The organism is Streptococcus cristatus (assembly GCF_963529205.1).
Taxonomy (GTDB): Bacteria; Bacillota; Bacilli; order Lactobacillales; family Streptococcaceae; genus Streptococcus; species Streptococcus cristatus_O.
On sequence record NZ_CAURYF010000023.1, the window covers coordinates 1 to 18,781 of the forward strand.

20 protein-coding genes and 1 other annotated feature are annotated in these 18,781 nt (G+C 39.6%); of the genes, 19 read left to right on the forward strand and 1 reads right to left on the reverse strand.

The genetic code is table 11. From position 1 onward, the window contains the following. The 9 genes from RWS39_RS06255 to RWS39_RS06295 all read left to right on the forward strand — a co-directional run. A partial coding sequence (locus tag RWS39_RS06255) for a DUF2142 domain-containing protein (protein WP_314481494.1) occupies positions 1 to 483 on the forward strand: 483 nt, incomplete at its 5' end. A gap of 9 nt (positions 484 to 492) precedes the next feature. Next, positions 493 to 1,728: a glycosyltransferase family 4 protein gene (locus RWS39_RS06260; RefSeq protein WP_314481497.1), complete on the forward strand. Its 1,236-nt coding sequence runs from the start codon at positions 493 to 495 to the stop codon at positions 1,726 to 1,728. Between the two features lie 126 nt (positions 1,729 to 1,854). Next, entirely contained in the window at positions 1,855 to 3,003 is a 1,149-nt protein-coding gene (gene cps2T, locus RWS39_RS06265) for a beta 1-4 rhamnosyltransferase Cps2T (protein WP_314481500.1), read from the forward strand. Then, positions 3,000 to 3,935 carry a glycosyltransferase family 2 protein gene (locus RWS39_RS06270; protein ID WP_314481503.1) on the forward strand — a complete coding sequence of 312 codons (936 nt, stop codon included), beginning with the start codon at positions 3,000 to 3,002 and terminating at the stop codon, positions 3,933 to 3,935. The genes cps2T and RWS39_RS06270 overlap by 4 nt, the downstream gene beginning before the upstream one ends. Positions 3,936 to 3,940: 5 nt before the next feature. Continuing rightward, on the forward strand, positions 3,941 to 4,750 hold the full coding sequence (locus tag RWS39_RS06275; RefSeq protein ID WP_048765188.1) for an ABC transporter permease: 810 nt from the start codon (positions 3,941 to 3,943) through the stop codon (positions 4,748 to 4,750). Continuing rightward, positions 4,750 to 5,958, forward strand: a complete 1,209-nt coding sequence (locus tag RWS39_RS06280) for an ABC transporter ATP-binding protein (RefSeq protein ID WP_062199638.1) — start codon at positions 4,750 to 4,752, stop codon at positions 5,956 to 5,958. The genes RWS39_RS06275 and RWS39_RS06280 overlap by 1 nt, the downstream gene beginning before the upstream one ends. Positions 5,959 to 5,975: 17 nt before the next feature. Then, positions 5,976 to 7,622, forward strand: coding sequence for a rhamnan synthesis F family protein (locus tag RWS39_RS06285; RefSeq protein WP_314481510.1), 1,647 nt, complete (start codon positions 5,976 to 5,978; stop codon positions 7,620 to 7,622). 24 nt (positions 7,623 to 7,646) lie between these two features. Beyond that, complete coding sequence (locus RWS39_RS06290; RefSeq protein ID WP_314481513.1) at positions 7,647 to 10,115, forward strand: LTA synthase family protein; 2,469 nt, start codon at positions 7,647 to 7,649, stop codon at positions 10,113 to 10,115. Between the two features lie 70 nt (positions 10,116 to 10,185). After that, the gene (locus tag RWS39_RS06295) at positions 10,186 to 10,674 is read left to right on the forward strand and encodes an EbsA family protein (protein WP_149518174.1); all 489 of its coding nucleotides are present in this window, start codon (positions 10,186 to 10,188) and stop codon (positions 10,672 to 10,674) included. Here the strand turns inward: RWS39_RS06295 and RWS39_RS06300 are convergent. Next, a complete protein-coding gene (locus RWS39_RS06300; protein WP_015604484.1) occupies positions 10,671 to 10,868 on the reverse strand; it encodes a ferredoxin in 198 nt (65 codons plus the stop codon). The two genes, RWS39_RS06295 and RWS39_RS06300, sit on opposite strands and share 4 nt — an antisense overlap. A gap of 45 nt (positions 10,869 to 10,913) precedes the next feature. Here RWS39_RS06300 and RWS39_RS06305 point away from each other — a divergent pair, with 45 nt between their 5' ends. The 10 genes from RWS39_RS06305 (at position 10,914) to spxR (ending at position 18,771) form a co-directional block, all read left to right on the forward strand. Then, positions 10,914 to 11,372 (forward strand): SAG1386/EF1546 family surface-associated protein, encoded by a 459-nt coding sequence (locus tag RWS39_RS06305; RefSeq protein WP_048765175.1) that lies wholly within the window; start codon positions 10,914 to 10,916, stop codon positions 11,370 to 11,372. A 9-nt stretch (positions 11,373 to 11,381) separates the two neighbouring features. Further along, the gene (cmk, locus tag RWS39_RS06310; RefSeq protein ID WP_314481519.1) at positions 11,382 to 12,059 is read left to right on the forward strand and encodes a (d)CMP kinase; all 678 of its coding nucleotides are present in this window, start codon (positions 11,382 to 11,384) and stop codon (positions 12,057 to 12,059) included. 26 nt (positions 12,060 to 12,085) lie between these two features. After that, positions 12,086 to 12,216: a sequence feature (ribosomal protein L20 leader region), on the forward strand. Between the two features lie 16 nt (positions 12,217 to 12,232). Then, positions 12,233 to 12,763 carry a translation initiation factor IF-3 gene (infC, locus tag RWS39_RS06315; RefSeq protein ID WP_061422673.1) on the forward strand — a complete coding sequence of 177 codons (531 nt, stop codon included), beginning with the start codon at positions 12,233 to 12,235 and terminating at the stop codon, positions 12,761 to 12,763. Between the two features lie 33 nt (positions 12,764 to 12,796). Continuing rightward, complete coding sequence (rpmI, locus tag RWS39_RS06320) at positions 12,797 to 12,997, forward strand: 50S ribosomal protein L35 (protein WP_001125942.1); 201 nt, start codon at positions 12,797 to 12,799, stop codon at positions 12,995 to 12,997. Between the two features lie 50 nt (positions 12,998 to 13,047). After that, positions 13,048 to 13,407: a 50S ribosomal protein L20 gene (gene rplT, locus RWS39_RS06325; RefSeq protein ID WP_314481529.1), complete on the forward strand. Its 360-nt coding sequence runs from the start codon at positions 13,048 to 13,050 to the stop codon at positions 13,405 to 13,407. Positions 13,408 to 13,509: 102 nt separating this feature from the next. Next, entirely contained in the window at positions 13,510 to 13,977 is a 468-nt protein-coding gene (locus RWS39_RS06330) for a deoxycytidylate deaminase (protein ID WP_149518183.1), read from the forward strand. A gap of 385 nt (positions 13,978 to 14,362) precedes the next feature. Beyond that, positions 14,363 to 15,553 (forward strand): methionine adenosyltransferase, encoded by a 1,191-nt coding sequence (gene metK, locus RWS39_RS06335; protein WP_314481532.1) that lies wholly within the window; start codon positions 14,363 to 14,365, stop codon positions 15,551 to 15,553. 103 nt (positions 15,554 to 15,656) lie between these two features. Beyond that, complete coding sequence (locus tag RWS39_RS06340; protein WP_314481535.1) at positions 15,657 to 16,916, forward strand: UDP-N-acetylglucosamine 1-carboxyvinyltransferase; 1,260 nt, start codon at positions 15,657 to 15,659, stop codon at positions 16,914 to 16,916. 33 nt (positions 16,917 to 16,949) lie between these two features. Then, positions 16,950 to 17,501: a GNAT family N-acetyltransferase gene (locus RWS39_RS06345; protein WP_314481538.1), complete on the forward strand. Its 552-nt coding sequence runs from the start codon at positions 16,950 to 16,952 to the stop codon at positions 17,499 to 17,501. Continuing rightward, positions 17,494 to 18,771 (forward strand): CBS-HotDog domain-containing transcription factor SpxR, encoded by a 1,278-nt coding sequence (gene spxR, locus RWS39_RS06350; RefSeq protein WP_314481541.1) that lies wholly within the window; start codon positions 17,494 to 17,496, stop codon positions 18,769 to 18,771. The genes RWS39_RS06345 and spxR overlap by 8 nt, the downstream gene beginning before the upstream one ends. The last annotated feature ends 10 nt before the right edge of the window (positions 18,772 to 18,781 follow it).

Here is an 18,781-nt window from a genome sequence, read left to right on the forward strand (position 1 = left end):
TTCCACTACAGTAGGGTTCTGCTTAACACCTTGTTTAAACAGAGCATGAACGGTGACCTCAATACCATATTGACCATTGGTCTCTTTGGATTTTTGGGTAATTTCACCCTTCAGTTGCCCCTGTGGCTAATCTTTCTTGATGTAGCGGTACTGACTATCATTTTCTTGCAGTCCAAGAAAGATTTTATGACGAAGTCCTATGCAACTGTCTCCGCTTATCTTTTCCTTTTGCAGGTCATTGCTGTTGTCACCATCATGTATCTAGAGTGGACTCCGATTGTTTTAGGAAAAGGTGCTCAGATATCCGTTGGAACTCAGGGCCGCTATTTCACGCCTTTCCTAATTCTCTTCTTACCCGTACTTGCGAATATGGGCAAGCTGGAGATTCAGGAGCGGACAGTTAAAAACTTGCTTATAGGCACTTTGTCAGCTAACTTTTTAATTTCAATCTATTTAATGATTCCATTCTATTGGAATTGGTAAGGATAAGCTATGAAGAAAAATATTTTATTCATTTCGCCGACTGGAACCTTGGATAATGGGGCAGAGATTTCTATTTTCCATCTGATGAAGTATTTGGTTCAAGATGGCTACGACGTTATCAATGCGATACCAGATTATCATGTCCAAGTCCAGCAAGACTATATTTCTACTCTTGCAAAAGAAGGAATTAGAACCATTGCTCTGCCATCGGTTAAATGGTGGTGGGAGGATGCACCAGGTGGTCTTCCTGGAACTCATGAAGAGAGGGTGAATTCTTACCAAGAAAATATTGCTGCGCTGAGAAAGTTAATGGTAGATAGCCATATTGACTTGGTTATTACAAATACAGTTAATATGTTTCAAGGAGCAGTAGCAGCAGCTTGTGAGGATATTCCGCATTTCTGGCTGATTCATGAATTTCCTGAGGGAGAATTTAGTTATTATAAAGAGAAAATTGGTGTTATAGACTCTTTAGCAGATGAGATATTCACTGTTACAGGAAACCTTCAAAAATCGCTATCTTTTCTCTTGCCTCAGCGTGAAATTAAATCGTTTATTTCGCATAATGAAGTCGTATCAATAAAACTAAAACAAGGAAGCAAGAAAAGATTTGTTTCTGTTGGTCGAGTAAATGATAATAAGAATCAGATTGAACTGATTCAAGCTTATCAAAATTTAGAAAATGCTTCGGATTATGAGCTTGTATTTATTGGTGGTTGGGATGAAACTTATAAAAAGAAATGTGATGATTACATCCAAGAGAACCGATTAACCAATATTTTCTTTTTGGGGCACAAAGATAATCCTTGGGAAGAGTTAACATCAGAAGATATCTGTGTTTTTACTTCCAAAATTGAAACTTTTGGTTTAGTATACATAGAGGCTATTTTAAATGGGATTCCAACAATTATATCAGATAATCAAGGATATATGACAGCCTACAATTTATTTGAAGTCGGTACTATTTACCAATTAGGAAATATTGAACAGTTGACGGGTATTTTGCAAGATTCTATAAAAAACTTCTCACAGCAAAAAGACTTTGTTGTAAAACAAAGAGAGAGGATTCAAAATGTTTATCGAATAGAAAACAACTATGCTGAGTTGCTAAGTGCAATAACAGAGGATAATGTGAGAAATAAGAAAATATTGTATTATTTTAATAGTTTATTTGAATTCAAAAAAGTATCTGAAAGAAAAATTACCCATCTATTTAAAAAAATTATAAGAAGAATTATAAAATAGTGAATATTATTAAGAAACAGTAAATGGTAAAAAGAAATGGCATTTACTGTTTCTTTCTTTGCAACACAAATCACCAAGAAAATGATATAATAGACTAGATTGTAAATCTTTGAATTGAGGAAAAGCATGAGACATATCTTCATCATCGGGAGTCGCGGACTTCCTGCTAAATATGGCGGCTTTGAAACTTTTGTTGAAAAATTAGTAGAAAATAAGGTTTCTTCCCAAATCCAGTATCATGTAGCTTGTTTGTCGAATGATGAAGCTTTTCATCATTTTGATTATAAGGGAGTGGATTGCTTCACAGTTAAGGCTCCTCAGTTGGGGCCGGCTCGGGTGATCGCCTATGATATGATGGCCATCAATTATTCTTTAAAGCTAGTGCAAGAACAGCAGATTGAGCGTCCAATTTTTTATATTTTGGGCAATACGATCGGAGCCTTTGTAGCGCCTTTTGCACATAAAATTCATAAAGCAGGCGGGACTTTCTTTATTAATCCAGATGGTCTTGAATGGAAGCGGGCCAAGTGGCCTAAGCCGGTTCAAGCTTATCTTAAATATTCTGAGAAGGTGATGACCAAGCATGCTGATCTGGTCATTGCGGACAACCAAGGCATTGAGAGCTATATAAAACAATCCTATCCTTGGTCTAAGACAGCTTTCATTGCTTATGGGACAGATCTCCAGCTATCGTCTCTTGACTCTCAGGATGCTCGCGTGCGTGATTTTTTTGAGAAATGGCAGAGCAGAGAAAAGGAATATTATTTGATTGTTGGACGTTTTGTGCCAGAAAACAACTACGAGACCATCATTCGGGAATTTATGAAATCCAAGACCCAACGTGACTTGCTAATTATTTGCAATCATGAGGGAAATCCTTATTATGAAGAGCTTAAGCAAAAAACGGGTTTTGATAAGGATTCTCGGATTAAGTTTGTCGGGACTGTTTATGATCAGGAACTGCTCAAATATATCCGCAATAAAGCTTTTGCCTACTTGCATGGACACGAAGTCGGTGGAACTAATCCCGGGCTTCTGGAAGCTCTGGCTCAGACTGATGCCAATTTAGTTTTGGATGTGGACTTCAACCATCAAGTAGCCCAAGAAACAGCTTTGTATTGGCAAAAAGAAGAGGGGCAGTTGGCCCAGCTGATTGACAAAGTGGATGGTCAGCTTGATTTTTCTGAGCTAGGTCAGGCAGCCAAAGAAAATATGAAAGAAAACTACACCTGGGAAAAAATTGTAGGTGAATACGAGGAGCTATTTTTATCATGAAAGTGATTATTCTTCTGTCTACCTATAATGGTGAGCAGTTTCTGGCAGAGCAGATTGAAAGTATTCAAGCCCAAACTTATAAGGACTGGCAGCTCTTGATTCGAGATGATGGCTCTAGTGATGGAACGCGAGCGATTATTGAGGATTTTTGCCGTCAGGATGACCGAATTTTCTTTATCAATCCGGAAGAAGTTCAAAATTTGGGTGTCATTAAGAGTTTTCATAGCTTGCTTAAGTATCAGGATTCGGATGTTTACTTTTTTAGCGATCAGGATGATGTCTGGTTGCCGGATAAGTTGGCGATTCAGTTGGCGGCAGCAGAAAACTATGATGCTTCCGTACCTTTGTTGGTTTATATGGATTTAAAAGTGGTGGATCAGGAGCTAAATGTTGTTCACGAAAGTATGATTCGAACGCAGTCTGATCATGCTAATACAAAATTGATTCAGGAACTGACGGAAAATACGGTGACAGGTGGCGTTTCGATGATCAACCGCGCTCTGGCTGATTTGTGGACAGGGCAGGAGGAGCATGAATTGCTTATGCACGATTGGTATCTGGGCTTGTTGGCTTCGGCTTTTGGGCAACTCGTTTATCTAGATCAGCCAGGGGAACTCTACCGCCAACATTCCAATAATGTGTTAGGAGCCCGGACTTTACGCAAGCGAATGAAGAACTGGATTCATCCTAGCCGTCTATTTGCTAAATATTGGAAATTGATAAAAGACAGTCAGACTCAGGCTCGCAATCTTCTCAGCCAGCCTCTGACAACTGAAAATAGAGAAATTATTGAAAATTTTGTGACAATCATGGAAGCCCCTTTTGCAGAGCGACTGCGACGGATTCGAAAGTATGGTTACAGAAAAAATCGTGCCTTTCATACTTTGGTTTTCACGACGCTCATTCTCACAAAATTTGCTTATAAGGAGTAATATGCATGCTAGATTATTTTAGCCAAAAAAACTGGATTCTCTTGAGAGAATTGGTTAAAACAGATTTCAAATTGCGTTATCAAGGCAGTTTTATTGGGCATTTGTGGTCGATTTTAAAACCCTTAATGCTTTTTACCATTATGTATCTTGTTTTCGTTCGTTTCCTGCGTTTTGATGATGGGACGCCTCATTATGCAGTATCGCTTCTCTTAGGGATGGTGACGTGGAATTTTTTCTCAGAAGCGACCAATATGGGCATGATGTCCATTGTTGCGCGAGGGGACTTACTGCGAAAACTGAATTTTTCCAAATCAATTATCGTTTTTTCAGCTATTACTGGTGCAGCGATTAACTATGCGATCAATTTGTTGGTTGTTTTTGTTTTTGCTCTGATTAATGGCGTATCAATCACCCTAGGATGGCTGGTTATTATCCCGCTTTTTCTAGAATTAGTTTTGATTTCGGCTGGCTTTGCCTTTATGTTGGCAACACTTTTTGTCAAATATCGTGATATTGGCCCCATTTGGGAAGTGGTTTTGCAGGCAGGCTTGTATGCGACACCGATTATTTATTCACTGACTTTTATTCTGAAGGGTGGGCATGTTTTGGTCGCTAAACTGATGATGCTTAATCCAATGGCTCAGATTATTCAAGATCTTCGTCATTTTATCGTTTTCTCAGGCAGTACTCGGGGCTGGGATTTGATGGACCATTACTGGATTGCTCTGATTCCTTATTTATTGCCAGTAGTGATATTTGGGCTTGGATATTATATCTTTAATAAAAATGCTAAGAGATTTGCGGAGATTCTATAATGTCGAATAATATTGCAGTAAAAGTTGACCATGTCAGTAAGTTTTTTAAACTGCCAACAGAGTCAACACAAAGTTTAAGAACAAGCCTGGTTAACCGCTTTCGAGGTATCAAGGGTTACAAAGAGCAGAACGTTCTTAAGGATATTTCCTTTGAAGTGGAAAAGGGAGATTTTTATGGAATTGTTGGGCGAAACGGTTCTGGCAAGTCCACTCTTCTGAAAATTATTTCAGAGATTTATATTCCCGAAAAGGGAACAGTGACCATTGATGGCAAGCTAGTTTCCTTTATCGAGCTAGGTGTTGGATTCAATCCAGAGCTGACCGGCCGCGAAAATGTCTATATGAATGGTGCCATGCTGGGCTTCTCAACTGAAGAAGTAGATGCCATGTATGACGATATCGTTGAATTTGCTGAGCTGGGTGAGTTTATGAATCAAAAACTCAAAAATTATTCTAGCGGGATGCAGGTCCGCTTGGCCTTTTCAGTTGCGATCAAGGCACAGGGAGACATTCTAATTTTGGATGAGGTTCTGGCTGTTGGGGATGAAGCTTTTCAGCGCAAGTGTAATGATTATTTCATGGAACGGAAGCATTCGGGAAAGACAACTATTTTAGTAACTCACGACATGAATGCTGTTAAAAAGTATTGTAATAAAGCTGTTTTGATTGAAAATGGTTTAGTCAAAGTTGTCGGAAATCCAGATGATGTAGCTAACCAATACAGTTTAGACAATGCAACTGATACAAAAGCCATGAACGAAGATTATGTCGCTGAAAAGGAATCTGAGGCAGTTTCTGATTTAGAGGTTCGTCTACTAAGCTCTCCTCAGACAGCACCAAATCAAGAAATTGAATTTGAAATTAGCTATCAAGTCAATCAGGATATGCCAACCTACATAGCCTTTTCACTGACTGATATCGACCGAACCATTTGGTTGTATAATGATAATTCAATGGATAATTTGACAGAAGGAACAGGAAAGAAGACACTTAAATACAAATGCCATCTTTCTCAAATCAATCATGCAAAATTGAAATTGCAGGTTTCTGTGCGTGATGAAGAGAATCAGATTTTAGCCTTTGCAGATTCTAAGAATACCCCTGTCCTTATTATCAGCCGACGGGATATTGAAGATGACGATACCTCTGCAAAAGACTCAGCAACGGGATTGATTCAGCGTAATGGGGTCTGGGAAATCTCTCAATAAAATGATAAGGTGTTTTCATGGAACGAATATTACTCTATGTTCATTTTAATAAATATAAGCGCGTGAGTAATCATGTCTTCTACCAATTAGAACAGCTCAAACCCCTGTTTTCCAAAATCCTTTTTATTTCAAATAGTTATATCGAAGAAGCAATTAAGAAAAAGTTGCACGACGAATTTGGGATAAGCAATGTGTTGGAGCGGGATAATCAAGGTTATGATTTTGCAGCTTGGCGGGATGGAATGAGCGCCATAGGTTTTGAGGAGCTCAAAACCTACGACTCTCTGACTTTGATGAATGATACTTGTTTTGGTCCACTCTGGGATTTGGAGCCTATTTATAAGAGGTTTGAGGACGATACCCAGGTTGATTTTTGGGGTATGACCAACTTTCGAAAAACAAAGTATTTTGAAGAACATCTTCAGAGTTACTTTGTTACCTTTAAGCAGCAGATATTGAGGGCAATTTCTTTTCAAGAATTTTGGGAACAGGTAAAAGATTTTACTGATGTTCAAGATGTGATTGACCACTACGAGACGAAATTCACCCAATATTTTACAGAGGCAGGCTTTAGCTATCAAGCTTTATTTGATACTCGTATAGAAGAGGCAACAGATTTAATCCATCCAGATTTTACTTATTATAAGCCTTTTACTATTCTTGAGAAAAAGGTTCCCTTTTTGAAAGTGAAAGCTATCAGTGGCAATCCTTTTTCTGCGAGCTATCTGCTGGAAGAAATCAAAGAGATAACTTCTTATCCGGTTTCTTTAATTTCTGAGCATATATTTGAATATATTGGTCCAGATGTACCCTGCCTGTTGCAGGATAAGCAGCTTTCGAAAGACGATAAGAATGACTCGCCAGAAAAGCCAGTAGCGCTTCATATTCATGTGACAGACCTTCAAGTCTTCGAGCAATTTAAAGAAAAATGGGAAGTTCTTCCTCTACAATACCAATTTGTGGTGACGACAGCTGACGAAGAAATCTTTGTTCAGCTCCTAGAAACTATATCAGACCGTTATCAAGTTCTTCTAGGCAAAGAAGAAAATTCTATACAGACGATGCTTGAACATAGTGAATTGTTGCAGCAATTTGCTTTCGTTGGGCATATTTCTACTGTAAATTTAGTAGATAGAATACCTCAACTTAATAGTGCGATGCGTAGAGAACTGATGGAGATGATGTTTGAAAATGCCAATGCTAGTATTAAAGCATTGGAACAAGATGCTAAGCTTGGTCTCGTTATCCCAGATCTTCCAAGTTTAGTCAGATATGGCTTGTTTGAGCAAAAAACATATCGGAAAGAAATGGCTGCAATTTGGCAGGAGCTCCATTGCCAGAAAACTTTTGATTTTGAACAATATCCTGTTTTTACTAGGGGGTATGGAGGCTTTCTTTGGTTTAAGTCTTCTGCTCTGATTAGACTTTTTCAAAACGACTACCAGTTATTAGCTCAAACTGAACCTCAAGTTTTAGAAAATTTGTTAGTTTATTTGGCTTGGGAACAGGACTATGATTTTAAAATCATGTCTGGAACCCCATTGCCTTCTGTATTAGATTTACAAAGAGAAACAGAGCGATTAAACCAGCAGAAAGGAAAACTGGCTCATAAGAGCCTAGCAAAAAAAGTTAGAAAGTATTTATCGAACCTTTTAAAAAGTTAGATAATAGTTTCTGTAGAAAGAATAATGAAATTTTTAGTCAATTATTATAAGCAGATTTCCTATTTGCTTATCAGTTTTTTAATTTTGGATACCATATCTGTTGCGACTTTATTCTTATTTCAAGTAAATAAGGGTTTAGATAATTATGCCAGCCTCGGTTTGGTTTTTCTCGTTTTAATAGCGGTTTTATTTGGTGTAGGTCAGATTGTTGCCCAACTGCTAAATCGAAAATTATTGGTCTGGTCTCTTCTCGTTTATGGAATCTACGCCTTGTTTTCTTATTTGCTAACTGTGACGCGGCATGTGAATGATTTTGATTTTAAAGCAGAGAATATTTTCAGTAATCACTTTGTAGAAGTTAACGGTTTACCTTACTTGCTGCTAATATTTTTATTTGCTTATCTCATTAACCGCTTTTCTTCTCTACAAAAATATCATTCCCGAAGCTTTTTGACTGTTGATGAATTCAATAGCAGTTTTCTAGAGACACTGTTCTTGTCCCAATCTTTTCTTATCTTATCGCTAACAGATAGTAAGATGACCGCTATTTTTCAGCAACAGAGTTTGTTAATGGATTATCTTTCAGATAGCGGCTTTGAAATTTCTCAAGATTCTATTTTTAAGTTAATTGGTTTTATTATTTTACTCTTTTTCTTATTTTCAATTCCTAGTTTTTTAGCGGTAAAGGGGTTGATAGATATTTCGAGAAATAAAGGAAGCCTTTCAGTTGCAGTCTTATGCAGTGCAGCTTTTTCTGCCATCTTCAACTATACTATCCAAAATAGTATTCGAGCGGATGTTTCTGTTTTAGAACTTCATTTATTTACTGGGGCAAGTCTCTTTCAGATAGCAGTCTTTTTTGCACTATTTATTTTTATCTATCTTGCTTTTAATCAAATTTTTCTACCCACAATTATCATATTAGCGATAGGTGTTAGTTCAACAATTGCCAGCAGCTTGAAATTTCAATATCGACAAGAACCAATTCTACCAAGTGATATTACTTGGTTAAAAGATCCGAAGCTCTTATTTGATTTTCTTGGCGGTAATTATGGAATCTATGCAATTGCTAGTGTGGTAGCTATTGGTCTTTTCTATTGGTTTTTCCGTAGGAAAATTTTACCTGGAAAAATAATCGCCATGGTAAAAATTCAACTTATTTCACTGGTTATTCCTATTGTTTTTTTCTTAGGTGTTTTACAGATATTCTCTTCGAAAGAGAATGGTAAAGTTGCCGACAATATTCTAGTTGTGTCCATCTTGAATAATTATCATGATTTGACTTGGTTTGGAAATACAGTTAATTCGCAAATGCGGTCGGTCTCTTTTGTTTGGTTTACTCAATTATCTGATAAGCCTATGATTCAGCCAACGGGATATTCTAAAGAAAAAATTCAAGAATTAGAAAAGAAATATGGAACACTAGCTGATTCTATCAATCAGGAACGTAAGCAGAAAATAGAAGAACAGACAGTCATTTATGTTCTTAGTGAGAGCTTTTCTGATCCAGCACGGATTTCTGGTGTATCTATGTCACAGAATCCGATTCCAAATATTCAGGAAATCATGTCTAAGACTACCAGTGGGTTGATGCAATCAGATGGCTATGGTGGTGGAACTGCGAATATGGAGTTCCAAACGCTGACTGGTTTACCGTTTTATAACCTATCGCCTTCTGTCTCAGTCATTTATACGGAAGTTGTACCGAAGATGAATAAGCTTCCGGCAATCAGTGATTCCTATTCTTCTCAAAATCGTACAGTGATCCATTTAGCTTCACCAAGTAATTATTCCAGAAATATCATTTACAAAGATCTGGGATACGATACCTTTATTCATTACGGAACTCAAGGGTTACAGGGAGATCATATTGGTGGAAACTATAGTGATAAAACAACCTATACTCAAGTCTTAGATCGTCTAAAAACAGACCAAAGTCAATTTTTCTCAGTTATGACGATGCAAAATCACATGCCTTGGACGGAAGTTAATCCGATTTACATGTCTGCTAGTTATCCAGGTTTCACGGAGGCAGGAAACAAGTCCTTATCCAGCTATGTAAGGATGCTCTACCACACAGACAATGCGACCAAGGAGTTTCTAGATAAGCTTTCTAAAATTGATAAAAAAATAACAGTAGTCTTTTATGGTGATCATTTGCCAGGTCTGTACCCTCAGTCAGCTTTTAAGGATCATCCCGAAAATCAATATTTGACGGATTACTTTATCTGGAGTAATTACGAGACACCTAAGTTGAACTATCCTTTGGTCAATTCTAGTGATTTTTCAGCCTTGCTACTTGAGCAGACCAATTCGAAAGTATCTCCTTACTACGCTTTATTGACAGAGGTTCTCCATAAAGCTAGTGTGGACAAGAAGGCACTGGATTCATCAGCTCAGGAAATTGCAGATGATTTGAAATTGATCGAATATGATATGGTTGGTGGCAAAGGATATCTTTCGAAGGATTTCTTTGCTATACCAGCAAAATAAAAAATAGAATAGGTTTACCGATTCTATTTTTTATTATTTTATGCTAAACTAGTAGTAAGGGGGTGAAGATATGATAAAGATTTTTGGGAAAGTACGCTATCATTGGCAACCAGAAATGTCGGTGTTGGTGATTTATTGGTCTTTGTCAGTCATTCCAATTTTTATAGGACTGGCCTTGATGTACGAAAGCTCCAGTGTTCCGACTCTTGTCCTCTTTTCATTCTTTTTGTTTATGGTCTTACTGGCTATCGGTGTGCATAGATATTTCACGATTTATGATGACGGTATTTTGCGCATTATTACGGCAAATCCTTTCACGCCAATCAAGATTGACATTTCAACGATTGAGAAGCTAGAAGTGACGAAGACGTCTATCACCCTGCATTTTACGGGGAAGAGTCGCAGCAGAACTTTCTGTATGCGGAAGTGGCCAAAAAAATATTTTGTTAATGCCCTAGCTTTAAATGAGCATTTTAAGGGCGAGGTTGAACTAGTGGATAATCTGACCCTTCTAGATTATTTTGAAGTCTACTATGGTGACCAAGCCAAGAAACATTAATCTTTTAGTAGGGCTCGGGTTGGACAGTTTTTAATAGCTTCGAGGATCTCAGGCTGACTAGCAACCTCTTTTTCTAAGAGCTGGTCATCTTGATAAAATTTGACAATGCCATTATCGTGATAATCAAAAAGATCTGAGTAGGTCTGGCAGAGTCCGCAAGCAATGCAACGTTCGGGAATGAGTGTAACTTTCATACTCATATTGTAATAAGATTTTTAGAAAAACTCAAGGAGGAAGTCATGGAAAAAGAACCATGGGAAGCAGATGTATATGATAATGGAGCAGAGAAATTGAATCGCAGAAAGAAAAGTCAGGCGAGTAAAGTTGATCGCTGGCTGACCATATTAGCAGCTATTTTTCTAGTGATGGTCATTGCTATGGCACTATTTTTCGCCTACCTCTCTACTGGCGGAAGTAATAAAAAGACCGTTATGGATGGATTTTATGGTACTTCTAATGCAGCTGCATCTTCAAGTAGTAGTGCGGAACAACCAGCTCCATCAGAGCAACCAAGTGAATCAGAAGAAAAGCCAACTCAGTCTTCGGAAGGTACCTTGACTGTTCAGCCCGGTGAAGGAGAAGCTGCGATTGCAGCGCGTGCAGGTATCTCTATTGCAAAATTGGAGCAATTAAATCCGTCGCACATGTCTACTGGTTCTTGGTATGCCAACCCAGGTGATATTGTTAAGATTCAGTAGGAGCGGGTTATGAAACAGATTCAGATTGCGATTGATGGACCTGCTTCAAGTGGAAAATCCACTGTTGCAAAGATTATTGCCAAAGATTTTAATTATACCTATTTGGATACGGGTGCCATGTACCGTGCAGCCACTTACCTAGCTTTACAAAATCATTTGACTGAAAATGATGTAGATGAGATCGTAGCCTTGCTCGAGACTTATTCGATTAGTTTTGGTCGTTCTGAAAATGGTGAGCAGCTAGTGTTTGTAGGAGATGTTGATGTTACTCATCCGATTCGAGAAAATGAAGTGACCAACAATGTTTCTTGGGTTGCTGCTATTCCGCAGGTTCGGGAAAAATTAGTGGCCCTCCAGCAGTTGATTGCCGCACAAGGCGGTATCGTTATGGATGGACGAGATATTGGAACAGTCGTCTTACCAAATGCGGAACTGAAAATTTTTCTAGTGGCTTCGGTTGAGGAAAGAGCAGAGCGCCGCTACAAAGAGAATCTCGAAAAGGGGATTCCAGCTGATTTGGAAACTCTAAAAAAAGAAATAGCGGAGCGGGACTACAAGGATAGTCATCGCGAAGTATCACCCTTGAAACCAGCGGCTGACTCCATCCATTTTGATACGACAGGTATTGGAATTGCAGAAGTTGTCAAATTTATTGAAGAAAAAGCGAAAAAAATCATTGACAAATAAAAAGAAACTTGGTATGATGGTAGAGTTGAGAAAAGCAGAAGTGAGAACTTCTCGCCTTGCGACTAACGTTGTCTGGCTCTACAGGATTCAGTTTCAGTAATGAAATACTATCATGTAGTGCGGGTTTGCGTTAGCAGGTCCGCACTTGTTTTTCTCGAAAAATAAAAAAAGAGGTGAAAACCATAGCAAAACAAGACTTATTCATCAATGATGAAATTCGTGTGCGTGAAGTTCGGTTGATCGGTCTTGACGGCGAACAATTAGGTATTAAACCGCTTAGTGAAGCGCAATCTCTTGCGGATGAAGCGAATGTCGATTTGGTCCTGATTCAGCCACAAGCTAAACCACCTGTTGCGAAAATTATGGACTATGGCAAGTTCAAGTTTGAGTATCAGAAAAAGCAGAAAGAACAACGTAAAAAACAAAGCGTTGTCACTGTGAAAGAAGTACGTCTCAGTCCTACCATTGATAAAGGGGACTTTGATACAAAACTTCGTAACGCACGCAAGTTCCTTGAAAAAGGAAATAAAGTTAAGGTATCCATTCGCTTTAAAGGCCGGATGATTACCCATAAAGAAATTGGAGCTAAGGTCTTGGCAGACTTTGCTGAAGCGACTCAAGATGTTGCAATCATTGAGCAAAAGCCTAAGATGGATGGACGTCAAATGTTCATGCAAATAGCACCGATTAGTGACAAAAAATAAACTGTCAAAAAGTTAGAAAAAGGAGATTTTATCATGCCAAAACAAAAAACACACCGCGCATCAGCTAAACGTTTCAAACGTACAGGTTCTGGTGGCTTGAAACGTTTCCGTGCTTACACTTCACACCGTTTCCACGGAAAAACTAAGAAACAACGTCGTCATCTTCGTAAAGCATCTATGGTGCATTCAGGAGATTTCAAACGTATCAAAGCAATGCTTACTCGCTTGAAATAAGAGCGAGTTAATCACTGAACAATTCTAGGAAATATTGGAGGAAATAAAACATGGCACGTGTTAAAGGTGGCGTTGTATCACGCAAACGTCGTAAACGTATTTTAAAATTAGCTAAAGGTTACTATGGAGCAAAGCACATCTTGTTCCGTACTGCAAAAGAGCAAGTAATGAACTCTTACTACTATGCATACCGTGACCGTCGTCAGAAAAAACGTGACTTCCGTAAATTGTGGATCACTCGTATCAATGCGGCAGCTCGTATGAACGGACTTTCATACTCACAATTGATGCATGGTTTGAAATTGGCTGAGATCGAAGTAAACCGTAAAATGCTTGCTGACTTGGCTGTGAACGATGTAGCAGCTTTCACAGCTCTTGCAGATGCAGCTAAGGCTAAACTTGCTAAATAAGAATACAAAAAGTTGAAACATCGTTTCAACTTTTTTCTTGTCAGGATGACAATCGCTAAGTGTTTTAGTATAATATAGTGAGAATGGATGGAGGACTGAATGATAATGTCAAATCGGTTAGCTTGGGATGAATATTTTGCGGCACAAGCTCTTTTGATTGCCAATCGTTCGACCTGCAAACGCGCCAAGGTTGGAGCGGTCTTAGTCAAAGATAATAAGGTCATATCGACTGGCTACAATGGCTCTGTTTCAGGAACGGAGCACTGTATTGATCATGAGTGTTTGGTCATCGATGGTCATTGCGTGCGAACCTTGCATGCAGAGGTCAATGCTATTTTGCAGGGAGCTGAGAGGGGCGTTCCTAAGGGATTTACGGCTTATGTGACTCATTTTCCTTGTTTAAACTGTACCAAGCAACTGCTTCAGGTCGGCTGCAAGCGCGTGGTCTACATCAACCAATATCGGATAGATGATTATGCTCAGTACCTTTACAAGGAAAAAGAAGTGGAACTGGTACATTTGCCGATAGAAGATGTGAAAGAGGCCATTGCTCAGACGGAGTTGGTATAGTTTGCTTGAAATATTTAGCACTAATAATCCGCTTAGATCGAATAAATCTAAATGATAAAGTTATAGTTTTGAACTATAGCTTTTCTTTTGAAAATGATTCAGCATAATTCTAAAAATCATGATATAATGGAGAGGTTATATAGTCCCGATAAGATGGTAGGAAACTTCTATCAGTACTTTGTAACTCGCAAACAATGACGGCTCCAAAGTCACTCGTCATTCTAAGGTTGCCGCTATATTACGGTCACCCTATGTGCCTTACTAGCTTCAGAAATAAAAAGGTATCGTTTTTATTCCTTTCGCGTCGTAACTCGTGGGCGAGATGATTTGCAATCATTTTGGAGTTTGTTTATTTGTTTAATATTTTATTAGGGGGGACATTTTTATGTCAGAACGTAAACTTTTCACGTCTGAGTCTGTATCGGAGGGGCATCCTGATAAGATTGCAGACCAAATTTCCGATGCTATTTTGGATGCTGTCTTGAGTCAGGATCCAGATGCCCATGTGGCTGCTGAAACAGCCGTTTATACAGGATCGGTTCATGTTTTTGGTGAAATTTCGACTACAGCCTATGTAGATATCAATCGGGTGGTTCGTGATACCATTGCAGAGATTGGCTACACCAATACAGAGTATGGCTTTTCTGCAGAGACAGTTGGCGTCCATCCATCTTTGGTGGAACAGTCACCAGATATTGCTCAAGGGGTCAATGAAGCATTTGAGGTTCGAGGAAATGCTCAAAAAGATCCGCTGGATTTGATTGGGGCGGGTGACCAAGGCCTTATGTTTGGCTTTGCGGTGGATGAAACGCCAGAGCTCATGCCATTGCCTATTTCTCTCAGTCACAAACTGGTGCGTCGTTTGGCAGAATTGCGCAAATCAGGTGAATTGTCTTATCTGCGACCAGATGCCAAATCTCAGGTTACGGTCGAATATGATGAAAATGACCGTCCATTGCGTGTGGATACAGTAGTTATTTCTACCCAACATGATCCTGAAGTCAGCAATGAACAGATTCATCAGGATGTTATCCAAAAGGTCATTGCTCAGGTGATTCCAAGTGAATACTTGGATGGTCAGACCAAGGTCTTTATCAATCCTACTGGTCGCTTTGTTATTGGTGGTCCGCAAGGAGACTCTGGCTTGACAGGGCGTAAGATTATTGTGGATACCTATGGTGGCTATTCTCGCCATGGCGGTGGTGCCTTCTCTGGTAAGGATGCAACCAAGGTCGATCGCTCTGCATCTTATGCGGCTCGTTATATCGCTAAAAATATCGTAGCTGCTGGTTTGGCTAAGAAAGTAGAAGTGCAGTTGGCCTATGCTATTGGCGTAGCTCAGCCCGTTTCAGTCCGCATTGATACTTTTGGAACAGGAGTAGTTTCTGAAAGCAGACTTCAGAATGCTATCCGCCAAATCTTTGATTTGCGTCCAGCAGGTATTATCCAAATGTTGGATTTGAAACGCCCAATCTATCGCCAAACAGCTGCTTACGGTCATATGGGTCGAACAGACATTGATCTTCCTTGGGAACGCACAGATAAGGTAGCTGCGCTCCAAGCGGCTTTGCAATAAAATAGTAGCTCTCGGTTTAAACTGAGGGCTTTTTTGTCTAGGAAAATGGATAAAACTATGATATAATAAAGAGTAATACCGTGAAAGAGCTAAATTTTAAAACATGAAAAAAATTGTAATTAATGGTGGTCGCCCCTTAAAAGGAGAGGTGACTATTAATGGTGCTAAAAATAGTGTTGTGGCCCTTATCCCAGCTATTATTTTAGCTGATAATATTGTTACTTTAGATGGTGTACCGGCGATTTCGGATGTTGATAGCCTCATCGAAATCATGGAAATCATGGGAGCGACTGTCAAGCGGTCTGGCGATTGCTTAGAAGTTGATCCTAGAAACATCAAGAATATGCCGATGCCATCTGGTAAAATCAATAGTTTACGAGCGTCTTACTATTTCTATGGAAGTTTATTAGGCCGTTTTGGAGAAGCGACAGTTGGCCTTCCTGGGGGCTGTGACCTTGGTCCTCGTCCGATTGATCTCCATCTCAAAGCTTTTGAAGCGATGGGCGCTCATATGACCATGGAAGGCAATTATATGAAATTGTCAACGGGTGGTAAGCGCTTGGCTGGAGCTAGTATCTACATGGATACCGTTAGTGTCGGTGCCACAATTAATACGATGTTGGCAGCAGTCAAGGCTGAGGGGCGTACGGTGATTGAAAATGCGGCACGTGAGCCGGAAATCATCGATGTAGCTACCCTGCTTAATAATATGGGAGCTCATATTCGTGGGGCTGGGACTGACATTATCACGATTGAAGGTGTAGATAGCCTTCATGGAACGCGCCATCAAGTTATTCCAGATCGGATTGAAGCTGGAACCTATATTTCTTTGGCGGCAGCAATTGGACAAGGTGTCCAGATCAATAATGTTCTTTATGAACATTTGGAAAGTTTCATTGCTAAGCTAGAGGAAATGGGTGTGCGCATGACCATTTCAGAAGACAGCATCTTTGTAGAAGGACAGAAGGATTTAAAGGCTATTAACATCAAGACTTCGCCTTATCCTGGTTTTGCCACTGATTTGCAGCAACCGATCACTCCGCTCTTGCTGACAGCTCATGGTCACGGAAAGATCGTTGATACTATCTATGAGAAACGGGTCAACCATGTCGCTGAATTGGCAAAAATGGCTGGTAAAATCTCAACCGCTAGCAATCAAATCGTCTATGAAGGACCAAATCAACTGCAAGGTGCTTCTGTGAAGGCAACGGATTTGCGTGCAGGTGCAGCCTTGGTGATTGCTGGTTTGATGGCACAAGGCCGAACAGAGATTACCAATATTGAATTTATTTTACGCGGTTATTCCAATATTATTGAAAAATTAAGAAGTCTGGGTGCTGATATCCAGCTCATCGAAGAATAAGCGTTCATCGCTTATTTTTTATAGAGGAAGCATATGAATTTGTGGACACAGTTAGCAGCTTTTTCTTTTATTGAAACGGAGCATTCGTTTTTACGCCCGATTCTTTTTGGAGATGCAAAATCCCTTTATAAAATTGCTTCCAATCCGGATAATACCGAGTTTATTTTTCCGACTGAAAGTAGCTTACAGGAAAGTGAATATGTCATCGCCAATTATTTTATGAAAAATCCTTTGGGAATTTGGGCGATTTGTGATAAAGAAACGAATGAAATGATTGGTTCCATTAAATTTGAGAAAATGGATGAGATAAAAAAAGAAGCTGAACTAGGATATTTTTTGAGGAAGGACTATTGGGGACAGGGCTTGATGACCGAAGTTGTCCGTGAATTGGTTTTTCTTTCCTTTACGACATTCGACTTTAAGCGTCTAACAATCATCACGCATGAAGAGAATCTAGCTAGTCAGAAAGTTGCACAGAAAGCTGGTTTTAAGCTCTTCCGTCAGTTCAAAGGGAGCGATCGCTACACGAGAAAGATGAGAGATTACACCGAATATCGCTACGAAAAAGGAGATTTCAATGAGTAAACATCAGGAAATTTTAGCTTATCTTGAAAATCTTCCAATTGGCAAGCGGGTCAGCGTTCGGAGTATTTCAAATTACTTGGGGGTCAGCGACGGAACTGCCTACCGAGCGATCAAGGAAGCTGAAAATAGAGGAATTGTCGAAACCAGACCCAGAAGTGGGACTATCCGAGTCAAGTCGAAAAAAGTTGTTTTAGAGCACCTGACTTACAAGGAAATTGCGGATATTACTGGATCAGAGGTGCTTGCCGGTGCAAAAGGACTGGAAAAAGAATTTAACAAGTTCTCCATCGGAGCTATGACCGAGCAAAATATCCTACGTTACTTAAACGAAGGCGGCCTTCTTATTGTCGGGGATCGAACGCAGATTCAGATTTTGGCTCTTGAAAATGAGAATGCCGTGCTGGTAACGGGAGGTTTTGAAGTCGATCCAGAGGTTTTAAAACTGGCCAATCGTATTGAAATTCCCGTCCTAAGAACCAAGCACGATACCTATACCGTGGCGACCATGATTAACCGCGCCCTGTCCAATATCCAGATTAAAACTGATATTTTGACAGTAGAGCAGGTTTATAGAGCCAGTCACGAATATGGTTTCTTACATGACACAGATACCGTTCGTGACTATCTGGACTTGGTTCGTCGTAATCGGACCAGTCGTTTTCCAGTCGTTAATCAGCATCAAATGCTGGTTGGTGTCGTGACCATGCGGGATGCGGGAGATAAGTCTCCTTTGACTACCTTGGATAAGGTTATGACCCGAAAAATCTTCATGACTGGTCTTTCAGCAAATATTGCCAATATCAGTCAGCGCATGATTGCAGAGGATTTTGAAATGATTCCGGTGGTACGCAGCAATCAGACCCTCCTTGGGGTGATTACTCGTCGGGACATTATGGAGAAAATGAGTCGCTCACAGATTTCCAGTTTGCCGACTTTCAGCGAGCAGGTGGGCCAGAAGCTTCATCGCCAAGAGGATATTTTTTCTTTCACTGTCGAGCCTTTCATGCTGGAGCAAAACAGGGTCTTGGCTAATGGCGTCTTGACGGAAATTATCACTCGGATTACGCAGCAGTTGATGACGACGAATAGTCAGAGCTTAATCGTCGATCAGATGATGATTCATTTCTTTCAGGCTGTTCAGATTGATGATGTCCTGCAGATTCGGCCACGTATTATTCATCAGACGCGGCGGACAGCAGTGATTGACTATGATATCTACTTAGATTCGCTCATCGTTGCCAAAGCAACGATTACTGTAAAAATTACTTAGTAAAGAGGTT

What these genes read in the sequence shown, in the direction of transcription:
- RWS39_RS06260 (WP_314481497.1), top strand. Translation starts at nt 493, where the DNA reads ATGAAGAAAAATATTTTATTCATTTCGCCGACTGGAACCTTGGATAAT.
- spxR (WP_314481541.1), top strand. Translation starts at nt 17,494, where the DNA reads ATGAGTAAACATCAGGAAATTTTAGCTTATCTTGAAAATCTTCCAATT.
- RWS39_RS06345 (WP_314481538.1), top strand. Translation starts at nt 16,950, where the DNA reads ATGAATTTGTGGACACAGTTAGCAGCTTTTTCTTTTATTGAAACGGAG.
- cps2T (WP_314481500.1), top strand. Translation starts at nt 1,855, where the DNA reads ATGAGACATATCTTCATCATCGGGAGTCGCGGACTTCCTGCTAAATAT.
- cmk (WP_314481519.1), top strand. Translation starts at nt 11,382, where the DNA reads ATGAAACAGATTCAGATTGCGATTGATGGACCTGCTTCAAGTGGAAAA.
- metK (WP_314481532.1), top strand. Translation starts at nt 14,363, where the DNA reads ATGTCAGAACGTAAACTTTTCACGTCTGAGTCTGTATCGGAGGGGCAT.
- RWS39_RS06285 (WP_314481510.1), top strand. Translation starts at nt 5,976, where the DNA reads ATGGAACGAATATTACTCTATGTTCATTTTAATAAATATAAGCGCGTG.
- RWS39_RS06280 (WP_062199638.1), top strand. Translation starts at nt 4,750, where the DNA reads ATGTCGAATAATATTGCAGTAAAAGTTGACCATGTCAGTAAGTTTTTT.
- RWS39_RS06275 (WP_048765188.1), top strand. Translation starts at nt 3,941, where the DNA reads ATGCTAGATTATTTTAGCCAAAAAAACTGGATTCTCTTGAGAGAATTG.
- RWS39_RS06270 (WP_314481503.1), top strand. Translation starts at nt 3,000, where the DNA reads ATGAAAGTGATTATTCTTCTGTCTACCTATAATGGTGAGCAGTTTCTG.
- RWS39_RS06305 (WP_048765175.1), top strand. Translation starts at nt 10,914, where the DNA reads ATGGAAAAAGAACCATGGGAAGCAGATGTATATGATAATGGAGCAGAG.
- RWS39_RS06290 (WP_314481513.1), top strand. Translation starts at nt 7,647, where the DNA reads ATGAAATTTTTAGTCAATTATTATAAGCAGATTTCCTATTTGCTTATC.
- rplT (WP_314481529.1), top strand. Translation starts at nt 13,048, where the DNA reads ATGGCACGTGTTAAAGGTGGCGTTGTATCACGCAAACGTCGTAAACGT.
- RWS39_RS06340 (WP_314481535.1), top strand. Translation starts at nt 15,657, where the DNA reads ATGAAAAAAATTGTAATTAATGGTGGTCGCCCCTTAAAAGGAGAGGTG.
- RWS39_RS06300 (WP_015604484.1), bottom strand. Translation starts at nt 10,868, where the DNA reads ATGAAAGTTACACTCATTCCCGAACGTTGCATTGCTTGCGGACTCTGC.
- RWS39_RS06295 (WP_149518174.1), top strand. Translation starts at nt 10,186, where the DNA reads ATGATAAAGATTTTTGGGAAAGTACGCTATCATTGGCAACCAGAAATG.
- rpmI (WP_001125942.1), top strand. Translation starts at nt 12,797, where the DNA reads ATGCCAAAACAAAAAACACACCGCGCATCAGCTAAACGTTTCAAACGT.